The sequence below is a fragment of the Candidatus Pseudothioglobus sp. Uisw_086 genome, from assembly GCF_048085745.1.
In the GTDB taxonomy this organism is placed as follows: Bacteria; Pseudomonadota; Gammaproteobacteria; order PS1; family Pseudothioglobaceae; genus Pseudothioglobus.
On the sequence record NZ_CP159803.1, the window covers coordinates 770,862 to 796,590 of the forward strand.

General features: G+C 37.5%; 23 protein-coding genes. 19 read left to right on the forward strand and 4 right to left on the reverse strand.

The window, feature by feature from the left end:
• The first annotated feature begins 4 nt into the window (after positions 1-4).
• The 9 genes from uraH to ABXT49_RS03905 all read left to right on the forward strand — a co-directional run bounded on the left by uraH (position 5) and on the right by ABXT49_RS03905 (position 10,993).
• Entirely contained in the window at positions 5-349 is a 345-nt protein-coding gene (uraH, locus tag ABXT49_RS03865; protein WP_416653376.1) for a hydroxyisourate hydrolase, read from the forward strand.
• Entirely contained in the window at positions 349-1,827 is a 1,479-nt protein-coding gene (gene xdhA / locus ABXT49_RS03870; protein ID WP_416653379.1) for a xanthine dehydrogenase small subunit, read from the forward strand. Before uraH ends, xdhA begins: the two co-directional genes overlap by 1 nt.
• A gap of 96 nt (positions 1,828-1,923) precedes the next feature.
• Positions 1,924-4,161 carry a xanthine dehydrogenase molybdopterin binding subunit gene (gene xdhB / locus ABXT49_RS03875; protein WP_416653381.1) on the forward strand — a complete coding sequence of 746 codons (2,238 nt, stop codon included), beginning with the start codon at positions 1,924-1,926 and terminating at the stop codon, positions 4,159-4,161.
• A gap of 6 nt (positions 4,162-4,167) precedes the next feature.
• A complete protein-coding gene (locus tag ABXT49_RS03880) occupies positions 4,168-5,250 on the forward strand; it encodes an XdhC family protein (protein WP_416653382.1) in 1,083 nt (360 codons plus the stop codon).
• Complete coding sequence (locus ABXT49_RS03885) at positions 5,247-6,746, forward strand: ABC transporter ATP-binding protein (RefSeq protein ID WP_416653384.1); 1,500 nt, start codon at positions 5,247-5,249, stop codon at positions 6,744-6,746. Before ABXT49_RS03880 ends, ABXT49_RS03885 begins: the two co-directional genes overlap by 4 nt.
• The gene (locus ABXT49_RS03890; protein ID WP_416653386.1) at positions 6,743-7,813 is read left to right on the forward strand and encodes an ABC transporter permease; all 1,071 of its coding nucleotides are present in this window, start codon (positions 6,743-6,745) and stop codon (positions 7,811-7,813) included. The genes ABXT49_RS03885 and ABXT49_RS03890 overlap by 4 nt, the downstream gene beginning before the upstream one ends.
• 5 nt (positions 7,814-7,818) lie before the next feature.
• Positions 7,819-8,748, forward strand: a complete 930-nt coding sequence (locus tag ABXT49_RS03895; RefSeq protein WP_271558741.1) for an ABC transporter permease — start codon at positions 7,819-7,821, stop codon at positions 8,746-8,748.
• 71 nt (positions 8,749-8,819) lie between these two features.
• Positions 8,820-9,905, forward strand: a complete 1,086-nt coding sequence (locus ABXT49_RS03900; RefSeq protein WP_416653388.1) for a BMP family ABC transporter substrate-binding protein — start codon at positions 8,820-8,822, stop codon at positions 9,903-9,905.
• 74 nt (positions 9,906-9,979) lie between these two features.
• Entirely contained in the window at positions 9,980-10,993 is a 1,014-nt protein-coding gene (locus ABXT49_RS03905; RefSeq protein WP_416653389.1) for an adenosine deaminase, read from the forward strand.
• A gap of 5 nt (positions 10,994-10,998) precedes the next feature.
• On the opposite strand, the gene tatC is transcribed toward ABXT49_RS03905, so the two are convergent.
• Genes tatC through tatA form a run of 3 tightly spaced genes read right to left on the reverse strand, consistent with a single transcriptional unit; the run spans position 10,999 to position 12,388 of the window.
• Positions 10,999-11,859, reverse strand: coding sequence for a twin-arginine translocase subunit TatC (gene tatC / locus ABXT49_RS03910; RefSeq protein WP_416653390.1), 861 nt, complete (start codon positions 11,857-11,859; stop codon positions 10,999-11,001).
• Positions 11,856-12,152, reverse strand: a complete 297-nt coding sequence (tatB, locus tag ABXT49_RS03915) for a Sec-independent protein translocase protein TatB (protein ID WP_416653392.1) — start codon at positions 12,150-12,152, stop codon at positions 11,856-11,858. The genes tatC and tatB overlap by 4 nt, the downstream gene beginning before the upstream one ends.
• A gap of 23 nt (positions 12,153-12,175) precedes the next feature.
• Positions 12,176-12,388, reverse strand: coding sequence for a twin-arginine translocase TatA/TatE family subunit (gene tatA, locus ABXT49_RS03920; protein ID WP_416653394.1), 213 nt, complete (start codon positions 12,386-12,388; stop codon positions 12,176-12,178).
• A gap of 344 nt (positions 12,389-12,732) precedes the next feature.
• Here tatA and ABXT49_RS03925 point away from each other — a divergent pair, with 344 nt between their 5' ends.
• The 10 genes from ABXT49_RS03925 (at position 12,733) to ABXT49_RS03970 (ending at position 24,657) form a co-directional block, all read left to right on the forward strand.
• Entirely contained in the window at positions 12,733-13,971 is a 1,239-nt protein-coding gene (locus ABXT49_RS03925; RefSeq protein WP_271556523.1) for an extracellular solute-binding protein, read from the forward strand.
• Positions 13,972-14,052: 81 nt separating this feature from the next.
• The gene (locus ABXT49_RS03930; protein WP_271540846.1) at positions 14,053-14,940 is read left to right on the forward strand and encodes a carbohydrate ABC transporter permease; all 888 of its coding nucleotides are present in this window, start codon (positions 14,053-14,055) and stop codon (positions 14,938-14,940) included.
• A gap of 2 nt (positions 14,941-14,942) precedes the next feature.
• Positions 14,943-15,791 carry a carbohydrate ABC transporter permease gene (locus ABXT49_RS03935; RefSeq protein ID WP_271556521.1) on the forward strand — a complete coding sequence of 283 codons (849 nt, stop codon included), beginning with the start codon at positions 14,943-14,945 and terminating at the stop codon, positions 15,789-15,791.
• Positions 15,791-17,872, forward strand: a complete 2,082-nt coding sequence (locus ABXT49_RS03940) for an alpha-galactosidase (protein ID WP_416653396.1) — start codon at positions 15,791-15,793, stop codon at positions 17,870-17,872. Before ABXT49_RS03935 ends, ABXT49_RS03940 begins: the two co-directional genes overlap by 1 nt.
• On the forward strand, positions 17,869-19,584 hold the full coding sequence (locus ABXT49_RS03945) for an IlvD/Edd family dehydratase (protein ID WP_416653397.1): 1,716 nt from the start codon (positions 17,869-17,871) through the stop codon (positions 19,582-19,584). Before ABXT49_RS03940 ends, ABXT49_RS03945 begins: the two co-directional genes overlap by 4 nt.
• Complete coding sequence (locus ABXT49_RS03950) at positions 19,584-20,354, forward strand: SDR family NAD(P)-dependent oxidoreductase (protein ID WP_416653399.1); 771 nt, start codon at positions 19,584-19,586, stop codon at positions 20,352-20,354. Before ABXT49_RS03945 ends, ABXT49_RS03950 begins: the two co-directional genes overlap by 1 nt.
• Before the next feature lie 6 nt (positions 20,355-20,360).
• Positions 20,361-21,272, forward strand: a complete 912-nt coding sequence (locus ABXT49_RS03955) for a 2-dehydro-3-deoxygalactonokinase (protein ID WP_416653402.1) — start codon at positions 20,361-20,363, stop codon at positions 21,270-21,272.
• Positions 21,273-21,282: 10 nt separating this feature from the next.
• Complete coding sequence (locus ABXT49_RS03960; protein ID WP_416653404.1) at positions 21,283-21,885, forward strand: 2-dehydro-3-deoxy-6-phosphogalactonate aldolase; 603 nt, start codon at positions 21,283-21,285, stop codon at positions 21,883-21,885.
• Complete coding sequence (locus ABXT49_RS03965) at positions 21,885-22,748, forward strand: SMP-30/gluconolactonase/LRE family protein (protein ID WP_416653405.1); 864 nt, start codon at positions 21,885-21,887, stop codon at positions 22,746-22,748. Before ABXT49_RS03960 ends, ABXT49_RS03965 begins: the two co-directional genes overlap by 1 nt.
• 7 nt (positions 22,749-22,755) lie before the next feature.
• Positions 22,756-24,657 (forward strand): beta-galactosidase, encoded by a 1,902-nt coding sequence (locus ABXT49_RS03970; protein WP_416653407.1) that lies wholly within the window; start codon positions 22,756-22,758, stop codon positions 24,655-24,657.
• 7 nt (positions 24,658-24,664) lie between these two features.
• Here ABXT49_RS03970 and ABXT49_RS03975 read toward each other — a convergent pair whose 3' ends face one another.
• On the reverse strand, positions 24,665-25,723 hold the full coding sequence (locus ABXT49_RS03975; RefSeq protein WP_416653409.1) for an ABC transporter ATP-binding protein: 1,059 nt from the start codon (positions 25,721-25,723) through the stop codon (positions 24,665-24,667).
• Positions 25,724-25,729: the final 6 nt, after the last annotated feature.

Below are 25,729 nucleotides of genomic sequence, written 5' to 3' on the forward strand. Positions count from 1 at the left end.
CATAATGGGACAACTTACAACACATATATTAGATACCTCTGCAGGAGTTCCTGCAAGTGGTGTAGCGATAAATTTATATCGAAGAGATGGTACAAATTCAGTACATCTTAAATCAATAAAAACGAACTTAGATGGCCGTTGTGATAAACCTTTGTTGTCCGAAGAAGAATTTGATGAGGGTTGTTATGAGCTTGAATTCATAGTGGATGATTATTATGAAGCTAAAAATATTAAGTGCCCTTTTTTAAAAGATGTCATTATTCGTTTCTATATTAATGAAAAGAGTGAAAACTACCATGTACCTCTTTTAATTTCCCCTTATAGTTATTCAACCTATCGAGGAAGCTAGTGTATTTTTTGCTGAATCAAAACTCTACGCCAATAGATCTTGGCGCAATAAATCCAAATACTACTGTCCTAGAGTGGTTAAGAAATAATCAGCTTGTCGGAACTAAAGAGGGCTGCGCTTCTGGAGATTGCGGCGCTTGTACTGCAGTTATTGGTGAGATTGTTACTAATAGCAAGTCTAGTAAGATTGAGTATAAAAGTATAAATACATGTATGGCATTGGCTTATGGACTAGTTGGCAAACATTTAGTTACTGTTGAGGGGTTGGCTGAGGACGGCAGGCTGCATCCTTCTCAAAAAGCAATGGTGCTAGAAAACGGTTCACAGTGTGGCTTTTGCACGCCTGGCTTTGTTATGTCGTTATTTGCCTTGTATCAAAATAAAAACTCAGTAGATCTGCATCAAATAAACGAAGCTCTATCAGGTAACTTGTGCAGGTGCACTGGCTATAAACCAATAATTGCAGCTGCATTTTCAATGTTTAATGAGAAAAGTGACGAACCCTTAGACTACTATAAAAAAAATCAGAAGAATATTACTAAGATTTTAGGAGAATTAAATAATCCTGAGCACATAAGTTTAAGTTATAAAAAGAGTAATAAAACAATTAAATATGATGCTCCCTCAACGATAAGTGAGCTCTCTAATGTTCTAACTAGTAGCACTTCAGCAAATATTATTGCCGCAGGAACCGATCTTAGCCTAGAGATTACTCAATCAATGAAAGAGTTTTCACATATCGTTAGCGTTAATCAAGTTATTGAATTAAAGGAGATTAAAGATAACGCTAAAGAATTAGAGATTGGAGCTGCAGTAAGTTATGAGGATGCCGCATCTAGTCTTATAAGTAACTGGCCTGACTTAGGTCCTTTTTTGCAACGCTTTGCCTCTTTACCCATAAAGAATTGGGCGACTATTGGAGGTAACATTGCTAATGCTTCACCTATAGGAGATATGCCCCCAGTCTTAATTGCTTTAGATGCAAAATTAAAGCTCAGAAAAGGCCCTGTTAGCAGAACTATTAATTTAGAAGATTTTTTTATTACCTATAAAAAAACTGTTATTCAGCAAGGTGAATTTATTGAAAGTATTATCATTCCAAAGCCTAATGAAAATCAGCGTCTTATTACCCATAAAATGTCTAAAAGATACGAGGATGATATTTCAGCTGTATGCATGGCAATAAATATTACGTCCACAAATAATAAACCAGAATCATTTAAGATCGCCTTTGGAGGCATGTCAGGAATACCTCAAAGATCAAATATACTTGAAAATTTTTTATTAAAGAGTTGGCAAGAAGACAACATAGCTGCATTATCTTATAAGGTTTTGAAAGAAGAATTTTCTCCATTTACTGATGTCAGAGCAACCTCAGAATACCGATTGCAAGTATCAGCAAACTTAATTAAAAAAACTATATTGATGTATCAAGATCAGCCAGTTGAAAATCTTGCAGAATATTCACAATCAAGTTAATTCAAGGAGTAAGCAAAAATTAATAAAAATATAAAAAATTCTGCTCAGCTTAAAGGCTCAATAATTGGCGATTCAATTGCTCACGATAGTGCTCATATGCATGTCCAGGGGAGTGCAACTTATATTGATGACATGCCGGTCCCAAAAGGCACTCTTCATGTTGCATTTGCGTTAAGTAATGTTGCGCGTGGAAAAATAAATAAGATTGATATTACAGGTGCTCTAAAAGCTGACGGCGTCCATAGTATTCTCCTGGCAAAAGATATAGAAAATCTATATATAGGAGCGATTAAACATGACGAGCCTATTTTGGCTGATAAAGAGGTTTTATTCTTTGGCCAAGCAATTGCTGCTGTCTTAGCAGATAGTCATGAGAATGCAAGAACAGCTGCGCTCTTAATCACCTCAAATGTAACGGAGCTAGAGGCTGTTGTTACTATTGATCAGGCAATGGCTAAAAAAAGCTTTCTTGATGAACCACTAGTAGTCTCTATAGGAGATTCAAATAAAGCTATAGATTCATCAAAAAATAAGCTAAATGGAAGTCTATCTATTGGCGGTCAAGAGCATTATTATCTTGAGGGGCAGGTTGCTCTAGCAATTCCAACAGAGGACAACGAGATGGTGGTTCATTCTTCAACTCAAAACCCTACAGAAGTCCAACATCTAGTTGCGCATGTTTTAGATGTTCCTCAAAATGCAATCGAAGTAATTACTCGGAGAATGGGCGGCGGCTTTGGTGGTAAGGAGACAGATTCATCGCAACTTGCTTGTGTTTGCGCTATATTTGCAAAGCAAACTAAACTGCCTATAAAGGCTCGACTCTCTAGAAAAGATGACATGTTGCTCACTGGAAAAAGGCATGATTTCAAGGCAGACTATAAAGTTGGCTATAGTGATGATGGGGAAATTTTGGGGATTGAGATAGATCTTGCAGCAAGATGTGGCTACTCACTTGATTTATCTAAAGCAATAGTTTCTAGAGCTTTATTCCATGCTGATAATACATATTTTTTGCCAAATGCTACTTTTAGGGGTTTTTTATGTAAAACAAATACCGCTTCAAACACAGCGTTTAGAGGCTTTGGTGGACCTCAAGGGATGCTTGCTATAGAAAATATTATTGAAGAAATAGCCATGAATATTGGTGTTGATGCTCTTGAAATTAGAAAATTAAATTATTATCAAAAGGATACAAATAACGTGACGCCTTACGATCAAGTTGTCGAAGATAATATTATTAATGAGCTCTCTAGTGAACTTATAGAAGACAGTAATTACTTAGTTAGAAGAGAAAGTATTGAAAAGTTTAATAAAACAAGTAAATATCTTAAAAAAGGATTGGCATTTTCTCCTGTGAAATTTGGTATTTCTTTTACTACTCAATTATTAAATCAAGCCGGTGCATTGGTAAATGTATATAAAGATGGAAGTATATATATTAATCATGGAGGGACTGAAATGGGCCAAGGCCTATTTATTAAAGTTGCGCAGGTTGTTGCTAATGAGTTTGGTGTTAATCTAGAGCGAGTAAAGGTCTCAGCTACTTCTACTGCTAAAGTTCCAAATACATCACCAACTGCAGCATCTTCTGGTTCAGATTTAAATGGTATGGCTGCCAGAGAGGCATGCTTAAGAATTAAGAGAAATTTAACTACTTTTGCGAAAGATTTCTATGGCGAAGGTAATAGTGATATTGAGTTTAAAGACTCTTTTGTTATTATTGGTAAGAAAAAGATAGCGTTTGATGAGTTTGTGTCAACAGCATATTTAAATCGAGTAGAACTTTTTAGTAATGGCTTTTATAAAACACCAAAAATTTTCTTTGATGCTGTTAAACAAAAAGGCCATCCTTTTTACTATTATTCATATGGTGCCTGCGTTAGTGAAGTTATAGTTGATTGTTTGACTGGTGAGTATAAGTTGTTAGCAGTTGATATTTTGCATGATGTTGGCGCATCACTTAACCCGGCAATTGATATGGGGCAAATAGTTGGAGGATATATTCAAGGTATGGGCTGGCTTTGTTCTGAGGAACTCAAATGGAATGATTCTGGGGCACTTTTAACGATGGGCGCATCGACCTATAAAATCCCTGCAATCGGAGATACGCCTGAGCATTTTGAGGTCAAAATTAAGCCTAATATTTCTAATCATGAAAATACAATTCATAAATCTAAAGCAGTTGGAGAGCCTCCTCTGATGCTCGCAATATCAGCTTGGCTTGCGATAAAAAATGCTATTTATAATGCAGATAATGAAATGCAAACTGGCCTAAATGCTCCTGCAACTTTTGAGCAAGTATTCTTTAATCTTAATAAGAGTCTTAAGTAATAGGTTATGAATAGTTGGTTGAAGCCAGTTAAGACGGCAAGTGCTTTAAATAATGGCTTTGTATTGTTAACAATTATTTCAACTAAGGGCTCAACCCCTTGCTCTAATGGAGATAAGATTGTCTTCTCTGGATCTGAGTCAGTTTTTGGCAGTATTGGTGGTGGTAATTTAGAATTTAAAGCCTTGTCTTTTGCTGGAGAATTATTAAGTCTTAATTCTAATGGTACTTATTTAAAAAAATATCCTCTTGGCGCCTCACTTGGGCAGTGTTGTGGAGGCTATGTAAATGTCATGTTTGAAAGTTTTATTCAGTCTGACGCAACAAATTCATGGATCGAAACAGTATCAAACTTACTTCAAGATAATGAAGATTTTATAGTTGCTACAATTGTAGATAGTAACTCTGAAATTGAATTTAGCTGTAAAAAATTTGTCTACCTTGATGGTAATTTATCTCCAAATATTGATGACAAAAAAATCTCTAGCTTGATTACAAAAAGTGCTAGAGATCTTTTGTTACTTTCTGATAGTCCTACTATAGTGCAATTTGAAAATCAGTCAGGCGCTTTAACTGAAGTTTGCTTTGAAAAAGTCTTGACTAGCGAAGTTCAGCCAGTAGTCGTTTTTGGAGCTGGACATATTTCAAGAGCTCTGATGCCAATTTTAATTAACCTACCTATTAAGATTTATTGGGTTGATGATAGAGCAGAACAATTTGATAAATATCAAGGAGATACATCTCAAATAGATATTATTTGTGATGACTTTGTTCAGAGCATTCCTGACTTGCCAGACAGTAGCTATTGTCTTGTAATTACATACAGCCATCAAATTGACTTCGAGATTTGTGAAAAAATGATTACTCAAAATAACTTCAGTTATTTGGGTATGATTGGTTCAGAAATTAAGGGGAAAAAATTTAGAGATCGGTTTCATCAAAAGAATTTTTCTGAGGAAGTGATTAACAAATTTATCTGTCCAATAGGAGATAAACAAAAATTCTTAAAATCACCTGCTGCAATTGCTGTAACTATTGCAATGGACTTAATTAACTTTATAGAACATAAAAGACAACCTGAATCTGTATGAAATATCAATTAGAAGTATCCAATATTACTAAGTCTTATGGAGATTTAAAGGCTAATGATAATGTTTCGCTTAGAATTAAGGATTCAAGTATCCATGCTTTGCTTGGTGAAAATGGTGCTGGTAAGTCAACTCTAGTGAAAATTATATATGGCTCGTTATCACCAGATAGTGGTGAAATGAAGTGGGCTAATAATGAATATAGTCCTAAAAGTCCTTTTCAAGCTCGAGAAAACGGCATAGCAATGGTCTTTCAACATTTTTCACTGTTTGAATCGTTAACTGTTGAAGAAAATATAATTCTCGGTCTTGATAGTGTAGGTCTAAATGACAATTTTTCTGAGCAAATAATTAAGTACTCAAAGCAATATGGCTTAGATATTAACCCACAACAAGTTGTTGGTGATTTATCAGTTGGTGCGCGCCAACGTGTTGAAATTATTCGTTGCTTAATGCAAAACCCAAAGTTACTTATTATGGATGAGCCTACTTCAGTCTTGACGCCTCAAGAAGTATCCGATTTATTTGTAACTCTTAAAAAACTTGCGGCAGATGGATGCGCTATCTTATATATTTCTCATAAGCTTGAAGAGGTCCGTGAAATATGCAGTGAAGCAACAATCTTAAGAGGTGGTAAATTAGTCCAAAGCTGCATACCTCAGGAGCATAGCCAAAAAGAACTTGCGGAAATGATGATTGGAAAAAAATTAACCGAACTTGCTAGAGCTAATATAGCTGTTGGTGAAAGTATTTTTTCAATCGATAATTTAAGTCGAAAGAGTGATGATATTTATGGGGTTAATCTTAATAATATCACTTTAAAAATCAACAAGGGGAGTATTGTTGGTATAGCAGGCGTTGCTGGAAATGGCCAAGATGAGTTGATGGAGCTACTTATTGGTGAAATTTCGTCACCCAAAACAACTTTGAACTTTAATGGCCAAGATATTGGCACTCTAAACTCGCACGAAAGAAGACAGCTTTCTATGTTCTTTGTCCCTGAAGAAAGGCTTGGACATGGCGCAGTTCCAGATATGTCGTTAGATGAAAATATGCTACTAAGTAGACCAGATTCAACTGAAATGACGAGCAATGATGTTATTGACTGGAAAAAAGTTGCAACTCATTCAAAAAATGTTATTGATACCTTTGATGTACAAACGCCTTCAAGCAGAATGTTAGCTAAATCACTTTCTGGAGGAAACCTACAAAAGTTTATGGTTGGAAGAGAACTTATTCAAAATCCAGAATTATTAATTGTTGCTCAGCCTACCTGGGGAGTCGATGCGGGCTCTGCTAACAACATTCATCAGGCTTTGATTGAATTGGCTGATAAAGGCTCAGCTATATTGATTATTTCCCAAGACTTGGATGAAATATTAAGTTTGTGTGACAAAATCCATGTCCTATCTGAAGGAAAACTTTCTGATGCTGTGGATATGAAGAGTAAGGGGTTAGAGAAGATTTCTCAGCTCATGGTTGGAGGAAAAGCCCAATGATTAAACTTATTCCAAGAGTTGAGAATTCTACAGCAATGGTTCTGTTATCACCTCTATTGGCTCTAACGCTTACTGCTCTATCAGCTTATTTAATATTTGTTTTTATATTAGTAGACATTCCAGTATCAAGCGTCTTCTTCACTCTATTTGTAGAGCCTTTAATTGATTCTTACTATTTTTCAGAACTGCTCGTTAAGGCAGCACCTTTGATGATTATTGGACTTGGCTTGTCAATTGGATTTAGAGCAGGTATTTGGAATATTGGTGCAGAAGGCCAATATGTTATGGGAGGAATTGCAGGCAGTGCGGTAGGACTATATTTTTATAATGTTGAGGCTTTTTGGTTGCTTCCATTGATGACGATAGCGGGTATTTTAGGGGGTATGTTTTATGCGGGCATTGCAGCCTTTCTTCGAATTAAGTACCAGGTCAATGAAATCCTAGTAACTTTAATGTTGACCTATGTTGCCGTTTTGTTTTTAAGCGCAATGCTTCAAGGACCTCTTCGAAACCCATCAGGCTTTAATTTTCCAGAAAGTAGGATTTTTCATGATAGCGCTATGCTACCTATTATTTGGGAAGGTACTCGATTACATATTGGTTTGATTGTCGCAATTATTCTCTCGCTTGTTGCTTGGTTTGGAATTAAAAAGCACATGTTTGGTATGCAAATAAAAATATCAGGTAGCGCGCCTCGAGCTGCAAAATTTGCTGGATTTGATGACAATAAAACTGTTTGGTATTCACTACTTATATCAGGTGGACTGGCTGGTCTTGCAGGTCTCTTTGAGGCAGCTGGCCCTGCTGGACAACTTACTCCAGGACTGCCCCAATTTTATGGCTTTACTGCAATCATTGTTGCATTCTTGGCGAGACTTCATCCGGTAGGAGTTTTATTTTCAGCGCTACTAATTGCCCTTAGCTATGTTGGTGGTGAGAATGTGCAAATTGAATACAATTTACCAAGCTCGATAACGCAAATTTTTCAAGGAATGCTTTTGTTTTATTTCTTGGCCTGCGATATATTAATTAAATATAAAGTTGTACTTTTTAAAACTAAAAACTAAAGATTATGAATGAAAGTCTATTTATTAACATCATTATTGGAATAAGTATTGCCTCAGTGCCTCTTATTTTTGCCGCTATTGGTGAATTATTAGTAGAGCGCTCAGGTGTTCTAAATTTAGGCGTTGAAGGCATGATGATTGTTGGAGCGCTCCTAGGCTTTGTTGTGATGTCTCATACCCAAAACCCTTATTTAGCTGTTCTTTCTGCAATGCTTGGGGGGATGGCCATAGCATCCATTTTTGCTTTTTTGACTCAATTTCTGCTTACAAATCAGGTTGCAACTGGGCTTGCTCTAACTCTTTTTGGGTTGGGTTTTGCTGCTTTTGCGGGCAGAGGGTATACAGAGGAAACAATTCAACTTATCACGGCAGTTCCAATTCCATATTTATCTGATATACCTTATTTAGGGCCTTTACTTTTTTCATTTAATCCTCTTGTGTATTTGGCATTTTTTATGGTTTACTTAGTTTGGTGGTTCCTATTTAAGACTAAGCAGGGTTTAATATTACGCGCCATTGGCGACAATCATGATGCGGCCCATGCTATTGGCCATAACGTTGTTCGATACAGAGTGATGGCTATTCTATTTGGCGGTGCTATGGCTGGAATTGGAGGCGCATTTTTATCACTCGTTCAAGTGCCAATATGGGGAGAAGGCATGACTGCTGGGAGAGGTTGGATCGCTTTAGGTCTTGTTGTTTTTGCCTCGTGGCAACCTTTTAGAATTATATTTGGAGCAATTTTATTTGGAGGAATAACTATCCTGCAGATTCATGCACAAGGATTAAACATCAATGTGAGTGCGCAATATCTATCTATGCTTCCTTACTTGGCAACCATTGTTATTCTTGTTAGTCTTAGGATGAGATTAAAAAATAAAACAAATCGCACAGTTCCTAATTGTTTGGGTAGAATATTTCATTCAACAACTTAGTTTGATAAATAAAGTTTTGTACGTAGTAAAAAAAGTAAGAAAATTGTTAAATAACTTAAAGGAGAATAAGTATGTCTAATCGAAGTTTGTCGAGTGTTGTGAAGCTCTCGATATTAAGCGTAGTTTTAGCATTTACTAGTAATGTTTATGCTGACCCTGTTAAAGCTGCTTTTGTATATATTGGCCCAACAGGAGACCATGGGTGGACTTTTGCACATGATCAAGGCGCAAAATATGTAAAAGAAATGATGGGTGATGACGTAATCGTTACTACTGTTGAGAGTGTTGAAGAGAACTCAGATTCAGAGCGTGTTATTACGAGTCTTGCCAGAAAAAATGATATTATTTTTACAACATCATTTGGTTATATGAACCCAACAGTAAAGGTTGCGGCGCGTTATCCAGATGTTAAATTTGAACACGCAACGGGCTATATGCGTCCTACTGATAATATTTCTACTTATTCTGCGAGATTTTATGAAGGTAGACACGTTATTGGTAAGATTGCTGGAAGAATGACTGAGACTAATGTTATTGGTTATATTGCATCTTTCCCAATCCCTGAAGTAATTAGAGGAATTAACTCTGCTTATCTAGCTGCTAAGTCAGTAAATCCTGATATTGAAATCAAGATCGTTTGGGTTTATTCTTGGTACGATCCAGGTAAAGAAGCTGATGCTGCCAATGCTCTTATAGCTCAAGGTGCGGACATTCTAATGCAACATACTGATTCAACTGCTCCTATGACGGTTGCTGAAGAGAAAGGTGTCTATGCTTTTGGCCAAGCTTCAAACATGCGTGAGTGGGGTAAAAATGCTCAATTAACTGGAATTATTGATGATTGGGGTCCTTATTACTTAGAGCGTGTTCAGGCTGTTAAAGATGGTACTTGGACTTCAACTGATGTATTCCATGGAGTTGATTCAGGAATGGTTAAGTTTGCTCCTATGAATAATTCAATGCCTTTTGAAGTTAGAAATGAAGCTTCAAAAGCAATTATTGATTTGTCAATGGGCGCGATTCATCCATTTACAGGTCCAATCAATAAGCAAGATGGTAGTGCATGGTTAGCAGAAGGTGAAACTCCACCTAACTTTCCTGACCTACTTACAATGGACTTTTACGTAGAAGGTATTGACGCTAAGTACCCTAACTAATAAAGGTTTATTAAGTAATATTACTAATCGCGTCCTAGGCTTTGCTTAGGGCGCGATTTTTTTTATAAAAAATTATGTCAGAGATTTCTCATAAGTGGCTGAATGGTCTTCCAAAAATTGAACTTCATCTTCATATAGAAGGAACACTAGAGCCAGAACTATTATTTAAGCTGGCAAAGAGAAACTCAATCCAATTACCTTTTAATAGCGTCAATGAGGTAAAAAAAGCATATCAATTTTCAAATCTTCAAGATTTTCTAGATATTTATTATCAGGGTGCTGAGGTTTTGCTCCATAAGCAAGATTTTTATGACCTAACATGGGCATACTTGTTGATGTGTAAGCAGCAGAATGTGATGCATGTAGAGCCGTTTTTTGACCCTCAAACGCACACTATAAGAGGCGTTCCTTTTGAAACTATAGTAAGCGGCATTGCAGAGGCGCTAGCTGATGGGAAAGCAAAGCTTGGAATAACCTCTAGATTGATTATGTGTTTCTTAAGACACCTTAGTGAGGAAAGCGCTATTGAAACTTTAAAATCTTCAGAGCAATTTACTGATGTTATTTATGGTGTTGGTTTGGATAGCGCGGAGATGGGAAACCCACCGGAAAAATTTATTAATGTTTTCAGCAAAGCAAAAGGTATGGGTTATAAATTAGTTGCCCATGCAGGCGAAGAGGGCCCTGCTAGTTATATATGGAGCTCTTTGGACGTTTTAAATGTTCAAAGAATTGATCATGGGATAAGAGCAATCGATGATCCTGACCTAATGCTTCGTTTGATTGAGTCTCAAATGCCCTTAACTATTTGCCCACTATCAAATGTAAAGCTTAGAGTTTTTGATACTATGGCAAGCCACACAATTCTTGATATGCTTGACTTAGGAGTGTGCGTAACGGTTAACTCAGATGACCCTTCTTACTTTGGAGGGTACATGACAGAAAATTTCCTTGCACTTTATGACAGTCTAGAGCTTTCAAGAGACCAGGCAATTAGCCTTATTAACAATAGTATTGATGCAAGTTTTGCTGAAGATAGTCGAAAGAAAGAGCTTTCTAACTTGTTGCAAACGTATATTTCTGATTAGCAATACTAGTTATCTTTTTCTTCCTTACCAATTACTTTGCTGTTCATCTCAATTTCAATATCATCCATCATTTCATTGTGAGACTTATCAGTCCAGTCCTTGGGTTGATTTTTTGTAGCACTCTTATCTGGATCATTTTTACGGACTTTAAAGAAAGAGGAAAAAAACAAGCCAGCTTCAAACAGAAGCCAAATAGGGATTGCAATTAGAAATTGCGAGATCACATCTGGAGGAGTTAGTACCATTCCAACTATAAAGGCACCGATGAAAATGTAAGGGCGATTTTTTTTGAGTTTTTCAGCAGTAGTCGCTCCAAAAACAATAAGAAGGATTGTCACAATTGGGACTTCAAAGGCAGCTCCAAAGGCGAACGAGACTTTCAAGATAAAATCAAGGTAGTACTGAATATCAGGGGCAAAGTTAACTGATGCAGGGCCAACACTCGCTAAGAAGTTAAATATAACTGGAAATACAATATAAAAAGAGAACAGAAGGCCAACATAAAAAAGTATTGTTGATGAGATGACCAAAGGCAGCACAAGTCTTTTCTCATTGCGATAGAGCGCTGGGGCTATAAACATCCATAGCTGATAAAGCAAGTAGGGCATTGCAATATAGATAGCCAGTATCAATGACATCTTTAAGGGCGTTAAAAAAGGCGAGATTACACCAATTGCAATTAGATTGGAGCCTGGTATTGCTTGAACAATTGGCGCCGCTATGAAGGTGTATATTTCATCAGCAAATGGGAATAATATTAGGAAAAAAATAACTATTGCAGTAACTGAATGAAGAAGTGATCGCCTAAGTTCAATTAAATGTTGGACTAAGGGTAGTTTTTCAGATGCCTCATTATCTATAGTCATAACTTTGAATCATCCTGCTGAACATCATTTTGATTAAAAAGGTCAACACTTGATTTGGCTTCATTGGTAATGTCAGAGATTATTGATTTTTCATCATCCATAGAAAGGTGCCCTTTAAGCTCATCTGTCTTTAGCTCTTCATTTATATCTGCTTTAACTTTGTTGAGGAACTTATTAAGCTTACCCATAGTAACACCGGCTTTTCTTGCCAGTGCTGGCAATCTTTCAGGGCCCACTACGATAAGGGTAATAACGCCAATAATGGTAATCTCCCAGAAACCAAAATCAAACATATCGCTTTATAAAAAACTGGTTTTTAGGATTTTTTATCAGAGCTTTCATCATCAGCTTCAACTTTAGCTTCAATAATATCTTCTTTCTTTTCGGCATCAGTATCTTTCATAGATGACTTGAAGCCTTTAATTGCGCTTCCAACTTCATTGCCAATATTTTTAAGACGTTTCCCGCCAAAAATAAGTAACACAATAACTAAAATAATAATCAGTTCAAATGGTCCTGGCATTCCCATATTTTTCTCCTAAATAATTAATAAAGCTATGTTTATTTTCTAACAATAGTTACAGATTCTTTGATTGTTTATATAGACATATTTTCAATCTGTGCCCTTGATAAACAGAGTCATAGGTATTTTACACTTTAAATTTTGTTTTTTTTAAGAAGCTGATTGACCCTATATTAGTGCCTTCTTTTAGTTAAGTTTCATATAGTGGAACGATGTACTAGTATATGGAAAAAAGTATGCACATGAATTGATATTTATGTATACTTTAAACTGATTTGACATATAGGTGTATCTACGTCACAAGAGGTATGCAATCAAAGAGGTTTTTTTATAATTTAGGAGAAAAAATAATGAAAAAAATATTTAAATCGCAAATAGCTTTAGCTCTAGCCGGTATCTTGGCTGGAACATCAGCTATTGCTGGAACGATTGTCATTAATGGTGACACGTCTGATCCAGCGCCAAAGGCGGCATTTCAGGCAGTTATTGATGGATTTGAAGCTGAAAACCCAGATGTAAACGTTGTTTACAATCTTTTTGATCATGAAGGCTATAAAGCTGCAATTCGTAACTTTCTAAGTGCTGATGCTCCAGATATTTCATTCTGGTATGCGGGTAACAGAATGGCACCATTTGTTGATGCAGGATTGTTCGCACCAATTGATGATGTTTGGGCTGACCAAGGTCTTTACTCACTAATGAAGACGTCTGCTCCAGGTATGACTATGGATGGTAAGAAGTGGGGAATTCCTTATACTTATTACAACTGGGGTGTTTACTATCGTCAAGATATCTTTGAAGACCTAGGAATTGCTGTTCCTAAAACTTGGGATCAATTCATCGCTGCTGGTAAAACTTTAAATGCAAACGGTGTAACTCCAATTACAATTGGTACAAAATATCTATGGACTGCTGGTGGTGTATTTGATTACTTAAACCTTCGTACAAATGGATATGATTTCCATATGGCTCTAACTAGAGGTGAGGTTGCTTGGACTGATGACCGTGTACGTGCAACTATGGCGAACTGGAAGCAACTGATTGACGCTGACTTTTTCCTTGAAAATCATGCTGCTTTAAGCTGGCAAGAAGCATTAGCTCCTATGGGTAATGGTGAGGCTGCTATGTATGTTATGGGTAACTTTGCTGTTGCTCCATTACGTGAGCTAGGTTTGGATGACAGTAAGCTAGGTTTCTTCCAGTTTCCTGAAATAACTCCGGGAGTTCCTATGGCTGAAGAAGCGCCTACTGACACTATTCATTTATCTGCAGGTGCAAAAAACCCAGTTGACGCTAAGCGTTTCTTAGCTTATGCTGCGCGCGCTGACGTTCAGACTGCTTGGAATGAAGCGTTAGGTCAGTTACCTACTAATGCGGGCTCAAGTGTTGTTGATGACAAGTTCTTGAATGCTGCATTTAGTATGCTTAATAATGACGCCCCTGGTGGTGTTGCTCAGTTCTATGATCGTGATACTAAAGCTGAAATGGCCTCTATTGGCATGGAAAACTTTCAAGAGTTCATGGTTAAGCCTGAGCGCTTAGAGAAGATTCTAGAGCGTCTAGAAAAAGCTCGTGCAAAACTTTATTAACCAATAAGGTTTTACTCTGTCCCGTGTTCAAGTATTCTTGACACGGGACTTTATTTTTAATCAATAAAACTCGGAATATGTATGTATTCTTTCTGGAAAAACAATCAATTGAAGTTGTCGCCTTGGATTTTTTTGGCTCCTGGTATCTTCATGTTTTCCCTTTATGTTATTTTTCCAATTTTTCAATCAATAGGCTTAAGTTTTTATCAGTGGGACGGGCTTGGTGAAAAAACCTATATAGGTGTTGAAAACTATATAGAGTTATTAGACGATGAATATTTTTTTATCTCATTAAAGAATAATGTTATTTGGCTTGTCCTTTATATACTAGCAATTCCAGCTGGTCTTTTTGCCGCATTATTTCTTAATCAGACAGTAAGAGGCATAAGAATATACAAATCACTATTCTTTTTCCCCTTTGTTATTTCACAGGTTGTTGTTGGGCTTGTTTTTAGTTGGTTCTATGACCCTTCAAATGGACTTTTAAATGTTGTCTTGGAGGGCTTTGGATTTAATCCTGTTGCTATCTTGGCAGAGGAAGACTATGCAACATATGGAATAATTGCCGCGGGCTTATGGCCTCAAACTGCTTATTGTATGATTTTATATTTAACAGGACTTAATTCTGTTGATCCAGAACAAATTGAAGCAGGCCGAATAGATAATGCAAGAGGCTGGAAAATGTTGTGGTATGTAATACTCCCTCAGTTAAAACCTGCAACTTTTATTGCTGTTGTTGTTACGGTGATTGGCGCTCTAAGATCATTTGATTTAATTTCTATTATGACCGCTGGTGGCCCTTGGGGATCTAGTCGCGTCCTTGCTTATTATATGTATGAAAAAGCATTTTCAGAGTATGGCTTTCGTATGGGCTATTCTGCAGCTATAGCAGTAGTTCTTCTTGCTATTATGATGGTTTATATTGGACTGATTCTGTATAGATTGTATCGAGATGAAAAAGGTTATTAATTATGTTTCCAACTCCAATTGAAAGAACTAAGCCATCTACTCAGCGACTCTATAAGATAGCGCTGCCTATTTCTATAATTATTTGGCTTCTCCCTCTTTTGGCAGTAGCCTTGACCTCTATTCGCTCAGGAGTTGATATAAATTCTGGTAATTATTGGGGCATGCCAACCTCAATTAATTTTTTTGAAAACTACACTGCTGTCTTTACTGACTCCCCTTTAGGCTATTACATTTTAAATAGCTTTAAAATTACTATTCCAACTGTTATTGGTGCAATTGTTCTATCAAGTCTCACAGGCTTTGCATTAGGCGTCTATAGGTTTAAACTTAATTTACTTGTATTTTTCCTTTTTGTTGCTGGCAACTTTATTCCCTATCAAATATTAATGGTTCCAGTAAGAGATCTCTCTCTCTCGCTTGGTCTATATAACTCTGTATGGGGCCTTGTTGCTTTTCATATAGCATTTCAAACTGGCTTTTGCACCTTCTTTATGCGAAACTTTATCCGTGCTCTCCCATTTGAGTTAATCGAAGCGGCAAGAGTTGAAGGAGTTTCTGAGTTTAAAATTTTCTGGTACGTAGTAGTCCCATTAATGCGACCGGCAATGGCTGCATTGTCAGTACTAATCTTTACTTTCATATGGAATGATTATTTTTGGGCTCTCGTTTTGACACAAGGGGCAGATTCAATGCCAATTACAGCAGGTTTAAATTCGCTTAACGGGCAGTGGATTGCGAATCAGCACTTGGTTTCTGCAGGCTCAATAATTGCAGCACTTCCTCCTGTCTTAATGTTTTTCCTAATGCAGAAGCACTTTATTGCAGGATTAACTCTTGGAGCGGTGAAGTAATGAATCAATGGCGCCTTGATACTTTTGATCAAACTTTGGTTTTATCATCTTTGAATAATAGGCTTCCATGCGTTATATATTGGGGCAGTCGTTTACCTGACAATGAAAATCTTAGCTCCTTGTCTACTGCAGTGTCTAAAGATTGGGGGGATAACTTACTGGATAAAGTTCCAGAGTTATCTGTCTTACCAGAGCAGTCTGCAAATTTTCCAGGACAACTTGGCTGCAAAATGAGAGGCCTTGATGGAATGATTCTTTCTAGTAACTTTGTTTTTTTAAAAGACGAAGCAAAAGACAACTCATTGTCCTTAGTTTTTTTGGACAAAGCCATAGAACAAACTTATACATTGACAATTATTTCCTTTGAAGAAAATAATACGTTTAGTCTTAGTGCAAAAATTGACAGCAAAAAGCCAATATTTATGGACTGGTTTTCTGCTCCAGTAATTCTAGCGCCTCAAAACAGCAATGAAATGATTGACTATGGAGGTCAATGGGGTGGTGAATTCAGAAGCCAAATAACTCCATGGGTAACTGGTACTCATCTGCGTGAGTCAAGGTCTGGAACAACAAGTCATGCAAATTTCCCTGCCCTTCTTATTCCAACCATTGAAAGCTCAGAGAATTCAGGATCTTGCTATGGTTTTCACTATGGCTGGTCTGGAGGTCATCGTATGATTGCAGAGCAACTTCAAGATGGTCGCAGGCAAGTTCAATTTGGCAATACTGAAAATAGTGATTTAATTTCGGGAAACAGCTTCGAAACAGCAAGGCTATATATTAGCCATTCTAGTAACGGAATTAGTGGGATTGGTAAATCATTTCGATCTCATGTAGCTAATTCAATTATTAAGGCACCTAAAGACAATGTTAGGCCTGTTCATTACAATTGCTGGGAGGCTATATATTTTGATCATAATATTGACCAATTAAAAGAAATAGCTAGCCTTGCTTCTGAAATTGGTGCTGAAAGGTTTGTACTAGATGACGGCTGGTTTAAAGGACGTGATAGTGCTAAATCTAGTCTTGGTGACTGGGATGTAGACAAGAATAAATATCCTAAAGGATTGCAACCATTAATTAGCCATATCCACTCTCTTAAAATGTCTTTTGGTTTGTGGTTTGAGCCTGAGATGGTTAGCCCTAATAGTGATCTTTATCGACAGCACCCTGAATGGATAATGGGCCACAAAAATCAAACTCTTGGACGAGATCAGTTGGTTCTTAATATTGCCATAAAAGATGTTGAAGATTACCTTTTTAAGAAAATTTCGGCATTGTTAACTGAGTACCCAATTGAGTATATTAAGTGGGACCATAATCGAGTTCTACCTTATCCCGATGCTTCGCAAACAAAAAGCCTGTATGTTCTTCTAAAGCGAATTAGATTGGCGTATCCAAAAGTTGAGATTGAATCCTGCTCATCAGGAGGTGGACGAATAGATTATGGCATTTTAGAAAATACACAAAGGGTTTGGTTGTCTGATAGTAATGATGCAATTGAAAGGTTACGTATTCAGCATGAGGCAATTTTATGGCTGCCTACTTCGATAACGGGCAGTCATGTTGGGCCAAAGGTTTGTCACACTTCTGGGCGTGAACTTCCACTAGCATTTAGAGCATGGGTTGCAGCTCAAAGGCATATGGGATTTGAGATGGATCCGCGTGAACTCTCACCTTCAGATAAAGCACTACTAAAAGCCGTTACTAACTGGTGGAAGGAGAATCGTCAATGGATGAAAGATGCAAATATTTTACGATTACCATGTGACGATAAAAGCGTAACTGCTGAAATTCAAATTAATTCAAGTGAGAATCACTTTGTTGTTTTCGCTGGCCAAAATGCCTTATCAGAATTTAGCTCACCAGTTCCATTGGTCCTATCTGGGCTAGACTCAATGGCAATGTATAATATCTCGTTATACAACAAAAATCATATCAACTCTCTTGGTAAATCAAATGGTGGTCTTTTGCAAAAAACATTGAAGCTTAGTGGGCAATTTTTAATGAACCATGGACTGCAGTTACCTAAAGCTTTTCCAGCTAGCATGATGGTAATAGAAGGGGATAAAGCTGCATGAGTAAAACTAACAAGCGTCGATCATCGAATTGGTATGGAAAAATGGATAAAGATGGTTTTATCCATCGAAGCTGGATGAAAAGCCAAGGATTCCCAGACCATGTTTTCGATGGACGCCCAATAATTGGTATATGCAATACTTGGTCTGAGTTAACCCCATGTAATACAGGTTTAAGAACTTTAGCTGAAGGCGTTAAGAGGGGTGTTTGGGAGGCAGGAGGTCTGCCACTTGAGTTCCCTGTAATGTCATTAGGTGAAACCCAAATGAAACCAACCGCAATGCTTTTTCGAAATCTTTTGTCTATGGATGTTGAGGAAAGTATTCGCGCTTATGGAATTGATGGCGTTGTTTTACTAGGCGGCTGTGATAAAACTACCCCAGGACAATTAATGGGGGCAGCAAGTGTCGATTTGCCGACAATTGTTGTTTCTTCTGGCCCAATGCTTAATGGTAAATATAAAGGCCAAGATATTGGTTCTGGAACTGATGTTTGGCGCTTTTCTGAAGACGTTAGAGCTGGTGATATGTCTTTACAAGATTTTATGTCTGCTGAGACAGGAATGAGCCGCTCATCTGGGGTTTGCATGACAATGGGGACTGCATCCACAATGGCAAGCTTGGTTGAAGGGATGGGCTTAAGTTTGCCAACGAATGCAGCTATTCCAGCGGTTGACGCGAGGAGAATGGCTCTTGCGCATATGACAGGAAAACGCATCGTAGAAATGGTGGAAGAGGGTTTGAACTTATCCAAAGTTTTAACAAAAGAGAGCTTTCAAAATGCGATTACACTGAACAGCGCAGTTGGCGGTTCAACGAATTCAGTAATTCACTTGTTGGCTTTAGCGGGAAGAGCTGAAATTGAACTTACTTTGGAGGACTTTGAGAAAGCGGCAGATATACCACTTCTTGTTAATTGTATGCCTTCAGGTAAGTATCTAATGGAAGATTTTTGTTACGCTGGTGGAGTTCCTGCAGTATTGGAGCAAATTAAGAATCATATAAAACCTGCTAATACGATTTTAAATAAAGACATAACCAGTTACTTTAAAGGTGCTGAAACATTTAATGATGACGTCATTCGGCCAATAAATAACCCACTGAAGCCTGCTGCAGGTTTAAAAGTCTTGAGAGGGAATTTAGCTCCAAATGGAGCAATTATTAAACCAGCTGCTGCAACAGAAGATTTGTTAAAGCACGAAGGTCTAGCTTATGTATTTGAAGATATTGAAGATCTAAAGGCTAATATTGATAGACCTGACCTTCCAGTAACAAAAGACTCTATTCTAGTTTTAAAGGGGTGTGGGCCAAAGGGCTATCCAGGAATGCCTGAGGTTGGTAATATGCCAATACCAAAGGTATTAATTGAGCAAGGTGTTCGAGATATGATACGTATTTCAGATGCTCGAATGTCAGGCACTGCCTTTGGAACTATAGTACTTCATGTGTCTCCTGAGGCAAATGTAGGTGGCCCTATTTCAATAGTTGAAACTGGTGACCTTATTCGGCTTGATGCATTAAATGGAGTGCTTGAGCTTTTAGTTGCAGAGTCTGAAATTGATAAACGTCTTAAGGCAAGGAAAGAGCCAAAAGTAAATTACACCCGTGGATACGCAAAACTTTATATTGAACATGTCATGCAAGCTGACAAAGGTGCAGACTTAGACTTCCTAGTAGGCAAAGATACTCGCCTTCCAACACGAGAATCTCATTAATGAATAATTACGCAATTTTTAAAGATTTAGAAGATGCTTCAGTTTTTATAACTGGAGGAGGCTCAGGAATAGGGGCTTCATTGACAGAAGGCTTTTTAGCTCAAGGCGCTAAAGTTGCCTTTGTACAGAGATCAGATTGTGATGAATTTCTAGATGAAATTTCCTCAAAATATAAATATAACCCCTTATTTATTAAATGTGATATTACTGATATTGATGCTTTAAAGTCTGCAATTTCAGATGCTAGCAAGGTTAATGGTGGAATTAATGTGCTTATAAATAATGCCGCTAATGACACACGCCACACTCTTGCTGCCATGACTACAGAAGAATGGGATCAGTCAATTAATATCAATCTAAGACCTCATTTCTTTACAGCACAGGCTGTGGCTCCTTTTATGAAAACTCAAGGTGGCGGCAGTATTATTAATTTTTCATCAAACTCTTACATGATGGGCAATGCAGGCTTGCCTGCTTATGTTACTTCTAAAGCTGGAATTACAGGTCTAACAAGAAGTTTAGCGAGAGAGCTTGGCGCTGATGGCATTAGAGTGAACACACTAATCCCAGGTTGGGTTTTAACTGAAAGACAGCTAAAGCTGTGGGCAAATGAAAAAGATTTAGCAATTCACATGGATAAACAATGCATTAAGGAACACTTATTGCCTAACGATTTAATTGACTCCACTTTATTTTTAGCTTCGAATGCATCACGAATGATGACTGGCCAAGCTTTAGTGATTGATGGCGGCGTAGTAGTTACAGGATAAAAAATAATGAGAGATATTAAAGCTAAATGGATTGCTGCAGATTGGGGGACAACCCATATGCGCGCTTGGGCTATTGACGAAAAAGGTGAAGTTCTTGCTTATAGTGAGTCGAATGAAGGCATGAAAGATCTCCAGCAGAATGAGTTTGAGCCAGTATTATTGCGCCTTATTGAAAGCTGGCTTGATAGCGAAAAAGTAACATCTGTTATGGCTTGTGGAATGGTTGGTGCTCGTCAAGGGTGGGTTGAAACACCGTATTTAAAGACTCCATGCGTTCCTATAGATAAAACTCAACTTACGGTTGCCAGTACTAAGGATCTACGGATACAAGTTAACCTAGTTCCGGGAGTAATGCAGCATAAGCCTGCAGATATTATGAGGGGTGAAGAAACCCAAATTGCTGGATTTATTAAAGAAAATCCAAGCTTTGATGGTATTGTTTGCCTTCCTGGTACGCATACAAAATGGGTAAATGTAAGGGCAGGTCAAATAGAAAAATTTAGAACTTTTATGACGGGTGAGCTTTTTGGTGTAATTTCTAACAACACTTTAATTAAGCACTCGATTGAGTCAGAAGGGTGGGATCAAGTTAGTTTTGATAATGGAGTTATCAAGGGTTTTGACAATCCAGGTCTAATTGCTTCGGATCTTTTTTCATTACGATCTGAATCAATAGTTAATGATTTAGATTCTAACTCTGCAAGAGCAACTCTTTCTGGATTACTATTAGGAGTTGAGCTCAACGGGGCAAAAAATTACTGGAAAGATAAAAATGTCATCCTTATTGGCTCTGAGCTTCTAACTAATAATTATCAAAAAGGATTAAAAATACTTGGTGGTAAAAGTCTTCCTTTCAGCCTTGAGGCTGCTACATTATCAGGACTGACTTCTGCTTATATGGAGTTGCACTCTGAATAAGAGTAAGAATATGAATAGAAATATAATTGCTATATTACGAGGTGTTAAACCAAAAGAGGTTCTTGATATAGCTCATGTTATTGTTAAAGCCGGAATAAGCCAAGTTGAAGTGCCTCTTAATTCGCCCAGTGCTTTTGAAAGTATTGAGCTGCTTCGTGATGAATTTGAAGGATCAATTCAATTTGGCGCTGGAACAGTAACAGATATAAAGCAGGTTGAAGTCCTTGCTAAAATTGGTGTTAATTTTATTGTTTCGCCTAATTTTAATCCTGGTGTTGTTAAAGCAACTAAAGAGGCAAATATATTGAGTTATCCAGGAGTTATAACTCCAACAGAGTGCTTCTCTGCAATACATTGTGGAGCTGATGGTTTGAAGTTTTTTCCAGCCTCTCTTATTGGAGAAGACAATTTAATCGCATTAAAGGCTGTTTTGCCATCAGATATGCCTCTTTTCATGGTTGGCGGTGTTGGTCCAACAAACTTTTCATCTTGGATCAAAGCCGGTGCTACTGGTTTTGGAATAGGCTCAGGGTTATACAAGGCTGGCGAATCCCCAAACATAGTTTCTAAGAAGGCTGAGTCGATTGTTTTGTCTTATGATGAATCGCAATAATGATAAGTGACTATCTTCCCTTAGATTCGTCTGATTTGGGTGAAGGCCCATTATGGCATCCAAAACTAAAGTCTCTATTCTGGTTTGATATAAATTCCTTTAAGATGCATAACTGGAATAACTCTAAACTTAAAACTTGGGTATTTTCTGAGCCAGTTTCGGCCGCAGGATGGATTGATGAGGAGTATTTAATGGTTGCGACTGCATCCTCATTAACTAAACTTACCTTAGCAACTGATGAAAGAGAGGTGATCGTTGATTTAGAGGCTGATATGGTTCACACCCGATCAAATGATGGGCGCGCTGATCCATGGGGCGGTTTTTGGATCAGTACAATGGGACTTAATGCGGAAGCAGATGCTGGATCTATTTATCGCTTCTATAAAGGTGAGCTAAGACAGTTACACCAGAATATTACAATCCCTAATAGCATTTGCTTTTCCCCAGATAAAAAGTTTGGATATTTTGCAGATACACGTAAACAGAAAATTTGGAAGCAGAAATTAGATGAATCTAATGGCTGGCCCGCTCATGAACCAGTTATTTTTGTTGATCTGGAGCCTCAAGGTCTTCGTCCCGATGGCTCAGTATGTGATAGTGAGGGATTTCTATGGAATGCGCAGTATGGAGCCTCTAGGCTGGCAAGATATAGTTCTAATGGTCAATTAGATCAAGTAGTTAACTTTCCAGTTTCTCAGGTTACTTGTCCTGCTTTTGGCGGCGAATCATTAAATACTATTTATACTACTTCGGCCTATCAGAATTTAAATAATGAAAATTTAAAAGTTGAGCCTTTAGCTGGTAAAGTATTTTATTTTCAATCAGAGATAACTGGTTTAGCTGAATATCAAGTTAAATTATGAAAATACTATGATTCCAAAACTAGGAAGTTGTTATTATCCAGAACATTGGTCAGAGACTCAATGGGAAAAAGATGCTAAGGATATGATAGAGTCAGGCTTAACTTGGGTTCGAATAGGTGAATTTGCCTGGAGCCGATTAGAGCCTGAAGAGGGTGCTCAAAATTTTAAATGGCTTGACCAAGCTATTGAAGTATTAGGAAATGCTGGATTGAATGTGGTTATGAGTACTCCAACTGCAGCTCCTCCAAGGTGGGTTGTAGATAAATGGCCGGATATGCTACTAGTTGATTCTGATGGACGTTCTCGTAAATTTGGCTCAAGGAGGCATTACTGTTTTTCTCATCAAGGCTATCTCCAGGAGTCTTCAAGGATTACAAGGCTTGTTGCAAAGCGATATGGAAAAAATCCTTATATTAAAGCATGGCAACTAGATAATGAATATGGCTGTCACGACACTACGTTGTCTTTTAGTAATTCATCAAAAAGCTCATTTAAACTTTGGTTATCTAATAAATATAAGACGATTAAAAATCTTAATGAGTCTTGGAGTAATGTTTTCTGGTCAATGGAATACAATAGTTTTGAGCAAATTGAATTGCCAAATTTAACCGTTACTGATGCTAATCCAATTCACGAATTAGACTTCAGAAGGTTTAGTTCTGAGCAGGTAGTTAAGTTTAACCGCGCCCAAGTTTTAATAATGCGCGAACATACAAAAATGCCACTTATTCATAACTATATGGGAAAAATTACAGATTTTGATCATTATGAAGTGGGTAGTGATTTAGATATTGCTAGTTGGGATAGTTATCCTTTGGGATTTTTAGAAGATCGATCAACTCAAAATGAAGACTTTAAGCTTAAATTTATGCGTTTTGGAGATCCCGACTTTCAAGCATTTCATCATGACTTGTACAGGACTGTTGGACGCGGCCGTTGGTGGGTAATGGAGCAGCAACCAGGACCCGTGAATTGGGCTCCTTACAACCCTGAGCCTGCTTCCGGAGCGGTTAGGCTTTGGTCTTGGGAGGCCATTGCTCATGGCGCAGAAGTGGTAAGTTATTTTCGCTGGAGACAGGCTCCTTTTGCTCAGGAACAAATGCACGCAGGACTTCAAAGGCCTGATGGTGAAAGCGCGCCCGGTTTAACTCAAGCTTCTCAAGTTAATTCTGAGTTAAAAGAATTTGATGGTATTCAGCAAGTTCAATCAAAGGTTGCTATAATTTTTGATTATGAAAGCTGTTGGGCATGGGAAATTCAGCCTCAAGGTAAAGACTTTAGTTATTTTGAATTAGTTTATGAATACTATAAGGTTCTTCGAAGCCTTGGTTTATCAGTTGATATACTCCCTCCAAATCAAAAAGATTTAACTGGATATAAAATTGTACTTGCTCCTGGATTAATGCATTTTGATACAGATCTTAAGGCGGCAATTCAATCCTTTGAAGGCGTTTTAATTTCAGGTCCAAGATCTGGCTCAAAAACATTAGATATGTCTATTCCAAAAGATTTACCACCAGAAGTTCCTGGCGTTGTTGGCACCGTTGCTAGTGTTGAGTCTTTGAGGCCAAATGCCAGTATTTCAATTAAAGCTGGAGGTAGTTTTAATCGCTGGATGGAAACTTTAGTAGATTGTGATAATGTTATTGAGGAATGTGAGGATGGCCGTCCAGCAGTCATTGGACAAACAAATAGACTATATTTAACGGGCTGGGGTAATCAGGAGGCGTTAACAAGAATATTTAGGGATGCTTGTTTATCTCAAAATATTTCTACAATGGATCTGCCTGATTGCGTTAGAGTTCGTGAAACACATAAACATCGATTTTGGTTTAACTACAGTGAGAAAGAAACGAATGTCAGTTCAGTTAGTCTTCCTCCTTCTGGGGTTTTCTGGGAACCTCTTTAATAAAAGGTTATTTGACTCGAAGTTCGGTTTTAGGGTCAAAAAATAGGGCTGAAGTTGTGTTTGCTTCTATTCCAACTTTTGATCCTGTTAAGGGCAATTTTTCCTCTCTTGACTCTACAACAACTCTTTCACCACTCAATGTTTTTAAGTAAACATACGAAATGTCTCCAAGAGCTTCAGTGAATTCTACCTCAAGATCTCCTGACTTAGTGAGCTTTAATTGCTGAGGCCTTAATCCTACAATTAACTCTGACTTAGATGAGGTAACTGCTTTACTTACTTTGATTTTTGAGGACTTAAGATTGGGTATTGTTAGCTTTGAATCAACAATGCTTCCCTTTAAAAAATTGATTGTTGGTGAGCCAATAAAGCCTGCAACAAAAATATTTTGCGGATCTTCATATAACTCTAATGGTTTGCCTACTTGCTGAATTAAACCCTCTTTTAGAACGACTATTTTATCGGCTAGCGTCATTGCTTCTACTTGGTCATGGGTAACATAAATGATAGTTGTACCTAGTTCACGATGAAGACGAGAGATTTCAACACGCATTTCAACCCTAAGTTCCGCATCAAGATTTGATAAAGGCTCATCAAATAAAAATACTTCTGGACCCCTTACAATTGACCTTCCAATGGCAACTCTTTGTCTTTGTCCACCTGACAGGGTTTTAGGCTTTCTATCCATGTAATCTTCAAGGTGCAAAATACTCGCAGCATCATTAACTTTCTTGTTAATTTCATCAGTAGGAACTTTTGTCATTTTAAGGCCAAAGCCCATATTTTCTCTAACCGTCATATGCGGATATAAAGCATAAGATTGAAAAACCATTGCAATGCCTCTGTCCGCTGGATGCATGGTAGTGACATCTTTGTCACCAATATGAATCTCACCAGTAGTTACTTCTTCAAGGCCAGAGATCATTCTGAGTAATGTTGATTTTCCACAGCCTGATGGCCCAACAAAAACACAAAATTCACCATCCTCGATTTCTAAATCAATTCCATGAATAACTTCCACTTTATCGTATTTCTTTGTCGCTTTAGATATCTTTAATGATGCCATATCAAA

Coding starts and splice junctions, on each gene's coding strand:
- ABXT49_RS03965 (WP_416653405.1), top strand. CDS start 21,885: ATGATAAGTGACTATCTTCCCTTAGATTCGTCTGATTTGGGTGAAGGC.
- ABXT49_RS03930 (WP_271540846.1), top strand. CDS start 14,053: ATGTATTCTTTCTGGAAAAACAATCAATTGAAGTTGTCGCCTTGGATT.
- ABXT49_RS03960 (WP_416653404.1), top strand. CDS start 21,283: ATGAATAGAAATATAATTGCTATATTACGAGGTGTTAAACCAAAAGAG.
- tatC (WP_416653390.1), bottom strand. CDS start 11,859: ATGACTATAGATAATGAGGCATCTGAAAAACTACCCTTAGTCCAACAT.
- tatB (WP_416653392.1), bottom strand. CDS start 12,152: ATGTTTGATTTTGGTTTCTGGGAGATTACCATTATTGGCGTTATTACC.
- ABXT49_RS03885 (WP_416653384.1), top strand. CDS start 5,247: ATGAAATATCAATTAGAAGTATCCAATATTACTAAGTCTTATGGAGAT.
- ABXT49_RS03905 (WP_416653389.1), top strand. CDS start 9,980: ATGTCAGAGATTTCTCATAAGTGGCTGAATGGTCTTCCAAAAATTGAA.
- tatA (WP_416653394.1), bottom strand. CDS start 12,388: ATGGGAATGCCAGGACCATTTGAACTGATTATTATTTTAGTTATTGTG.
- ABXT49_RS03880 (WP_416653382.1), top strand. CDS start 4,168: ATGAATAGTTGGTTGAAGCCAGTTAAGACGGCAAGTGCTTTAAATAAT.
- ABXT49_RS03925 (WP_271556523.1), top strand. CDS start 12,733: ATGAAAAAAATATTTAAATCGCAAATAGCTTTAGCTCTAGCCGGTATC.
- uraH (WP_416653376.1), top strand. CDS start 5: ATGGGACAACTTACAACACATATATTAGATACCTCTGCAGGAGTTCCT.
- ABXT49_RS03945 (WP_416653397.1), top strand. CDS start 17,869: ATGAGTAAAACTAACAAGCGTCGATCATCGAATTGGTATGGAAAAATG.
- ABXT49_RS03890 (WP_416653386.1), top strand. CDS start 6,743: ATGATTAAACTTATTCCAAGAGTTGAGAATTCTACAGCAATGGTTCTG.
- ABXT49_RS03975 (WP_416653409.1), bottom strand. CDS start 25,723: ATGGCATCATTAAAGATATCTAAAGCGACAAAGAAATACGATAAAGTG.
- ABXT49_RS03900 (WP_416653388.1), top strand. CDS start 8,820: ATGTCTAATCGAAGTTTGTCGAGTGTTGTGAAGCTCTCGATATTAAGC.
- ABXT49_RS03935 (WP_271556521.1), top strand. CDS start 14,943: ATGTTTCCAACTCCAATTGAAAGAACTAAGCCATCTACTCAGCGACTC.
- ABXT49_RS03940 (WP_416653396.1), top strand. CDS start 15,791: ATGAATCAATGGCGCCTTGATACTTTTGATCAAACTTTGGTTTTATCA.
- ABXT49_RS03955 (WP_416653402.1), top strand. CDS start 20,361: ATGAGAGATATTAAAGCTAAATGGATTGCTGCAGATTGGGGGACAACC.
- xdhB (WP_416653381.1), top strand. CDS start 1,924: ATGCATGTCCAGGGGAGTGCAACTTATATTGATGACATGCCGGTCCCA.
- ABXT49_RS03970 (WP_416653407.1), top strand. CDS start 22,756: ATGATTCCAAAACTAGGAAGTTGTTATTATCCAGAACATTGGTCAGAG.
- ABXT49_RS03950 (WP_416653399.1), top strand. CDS start 19,584: ATGAATAATTACGCAATTTTTAAAGATTTAGAAGATGCTTCAGTTTTT.
- ABXT49_RS03895 (WP_271558741.1), top strand. CDS start 7,819: ATGAATGAAAGTCTATTTATTAACATCATTATTGGAATAAGTATTGCC.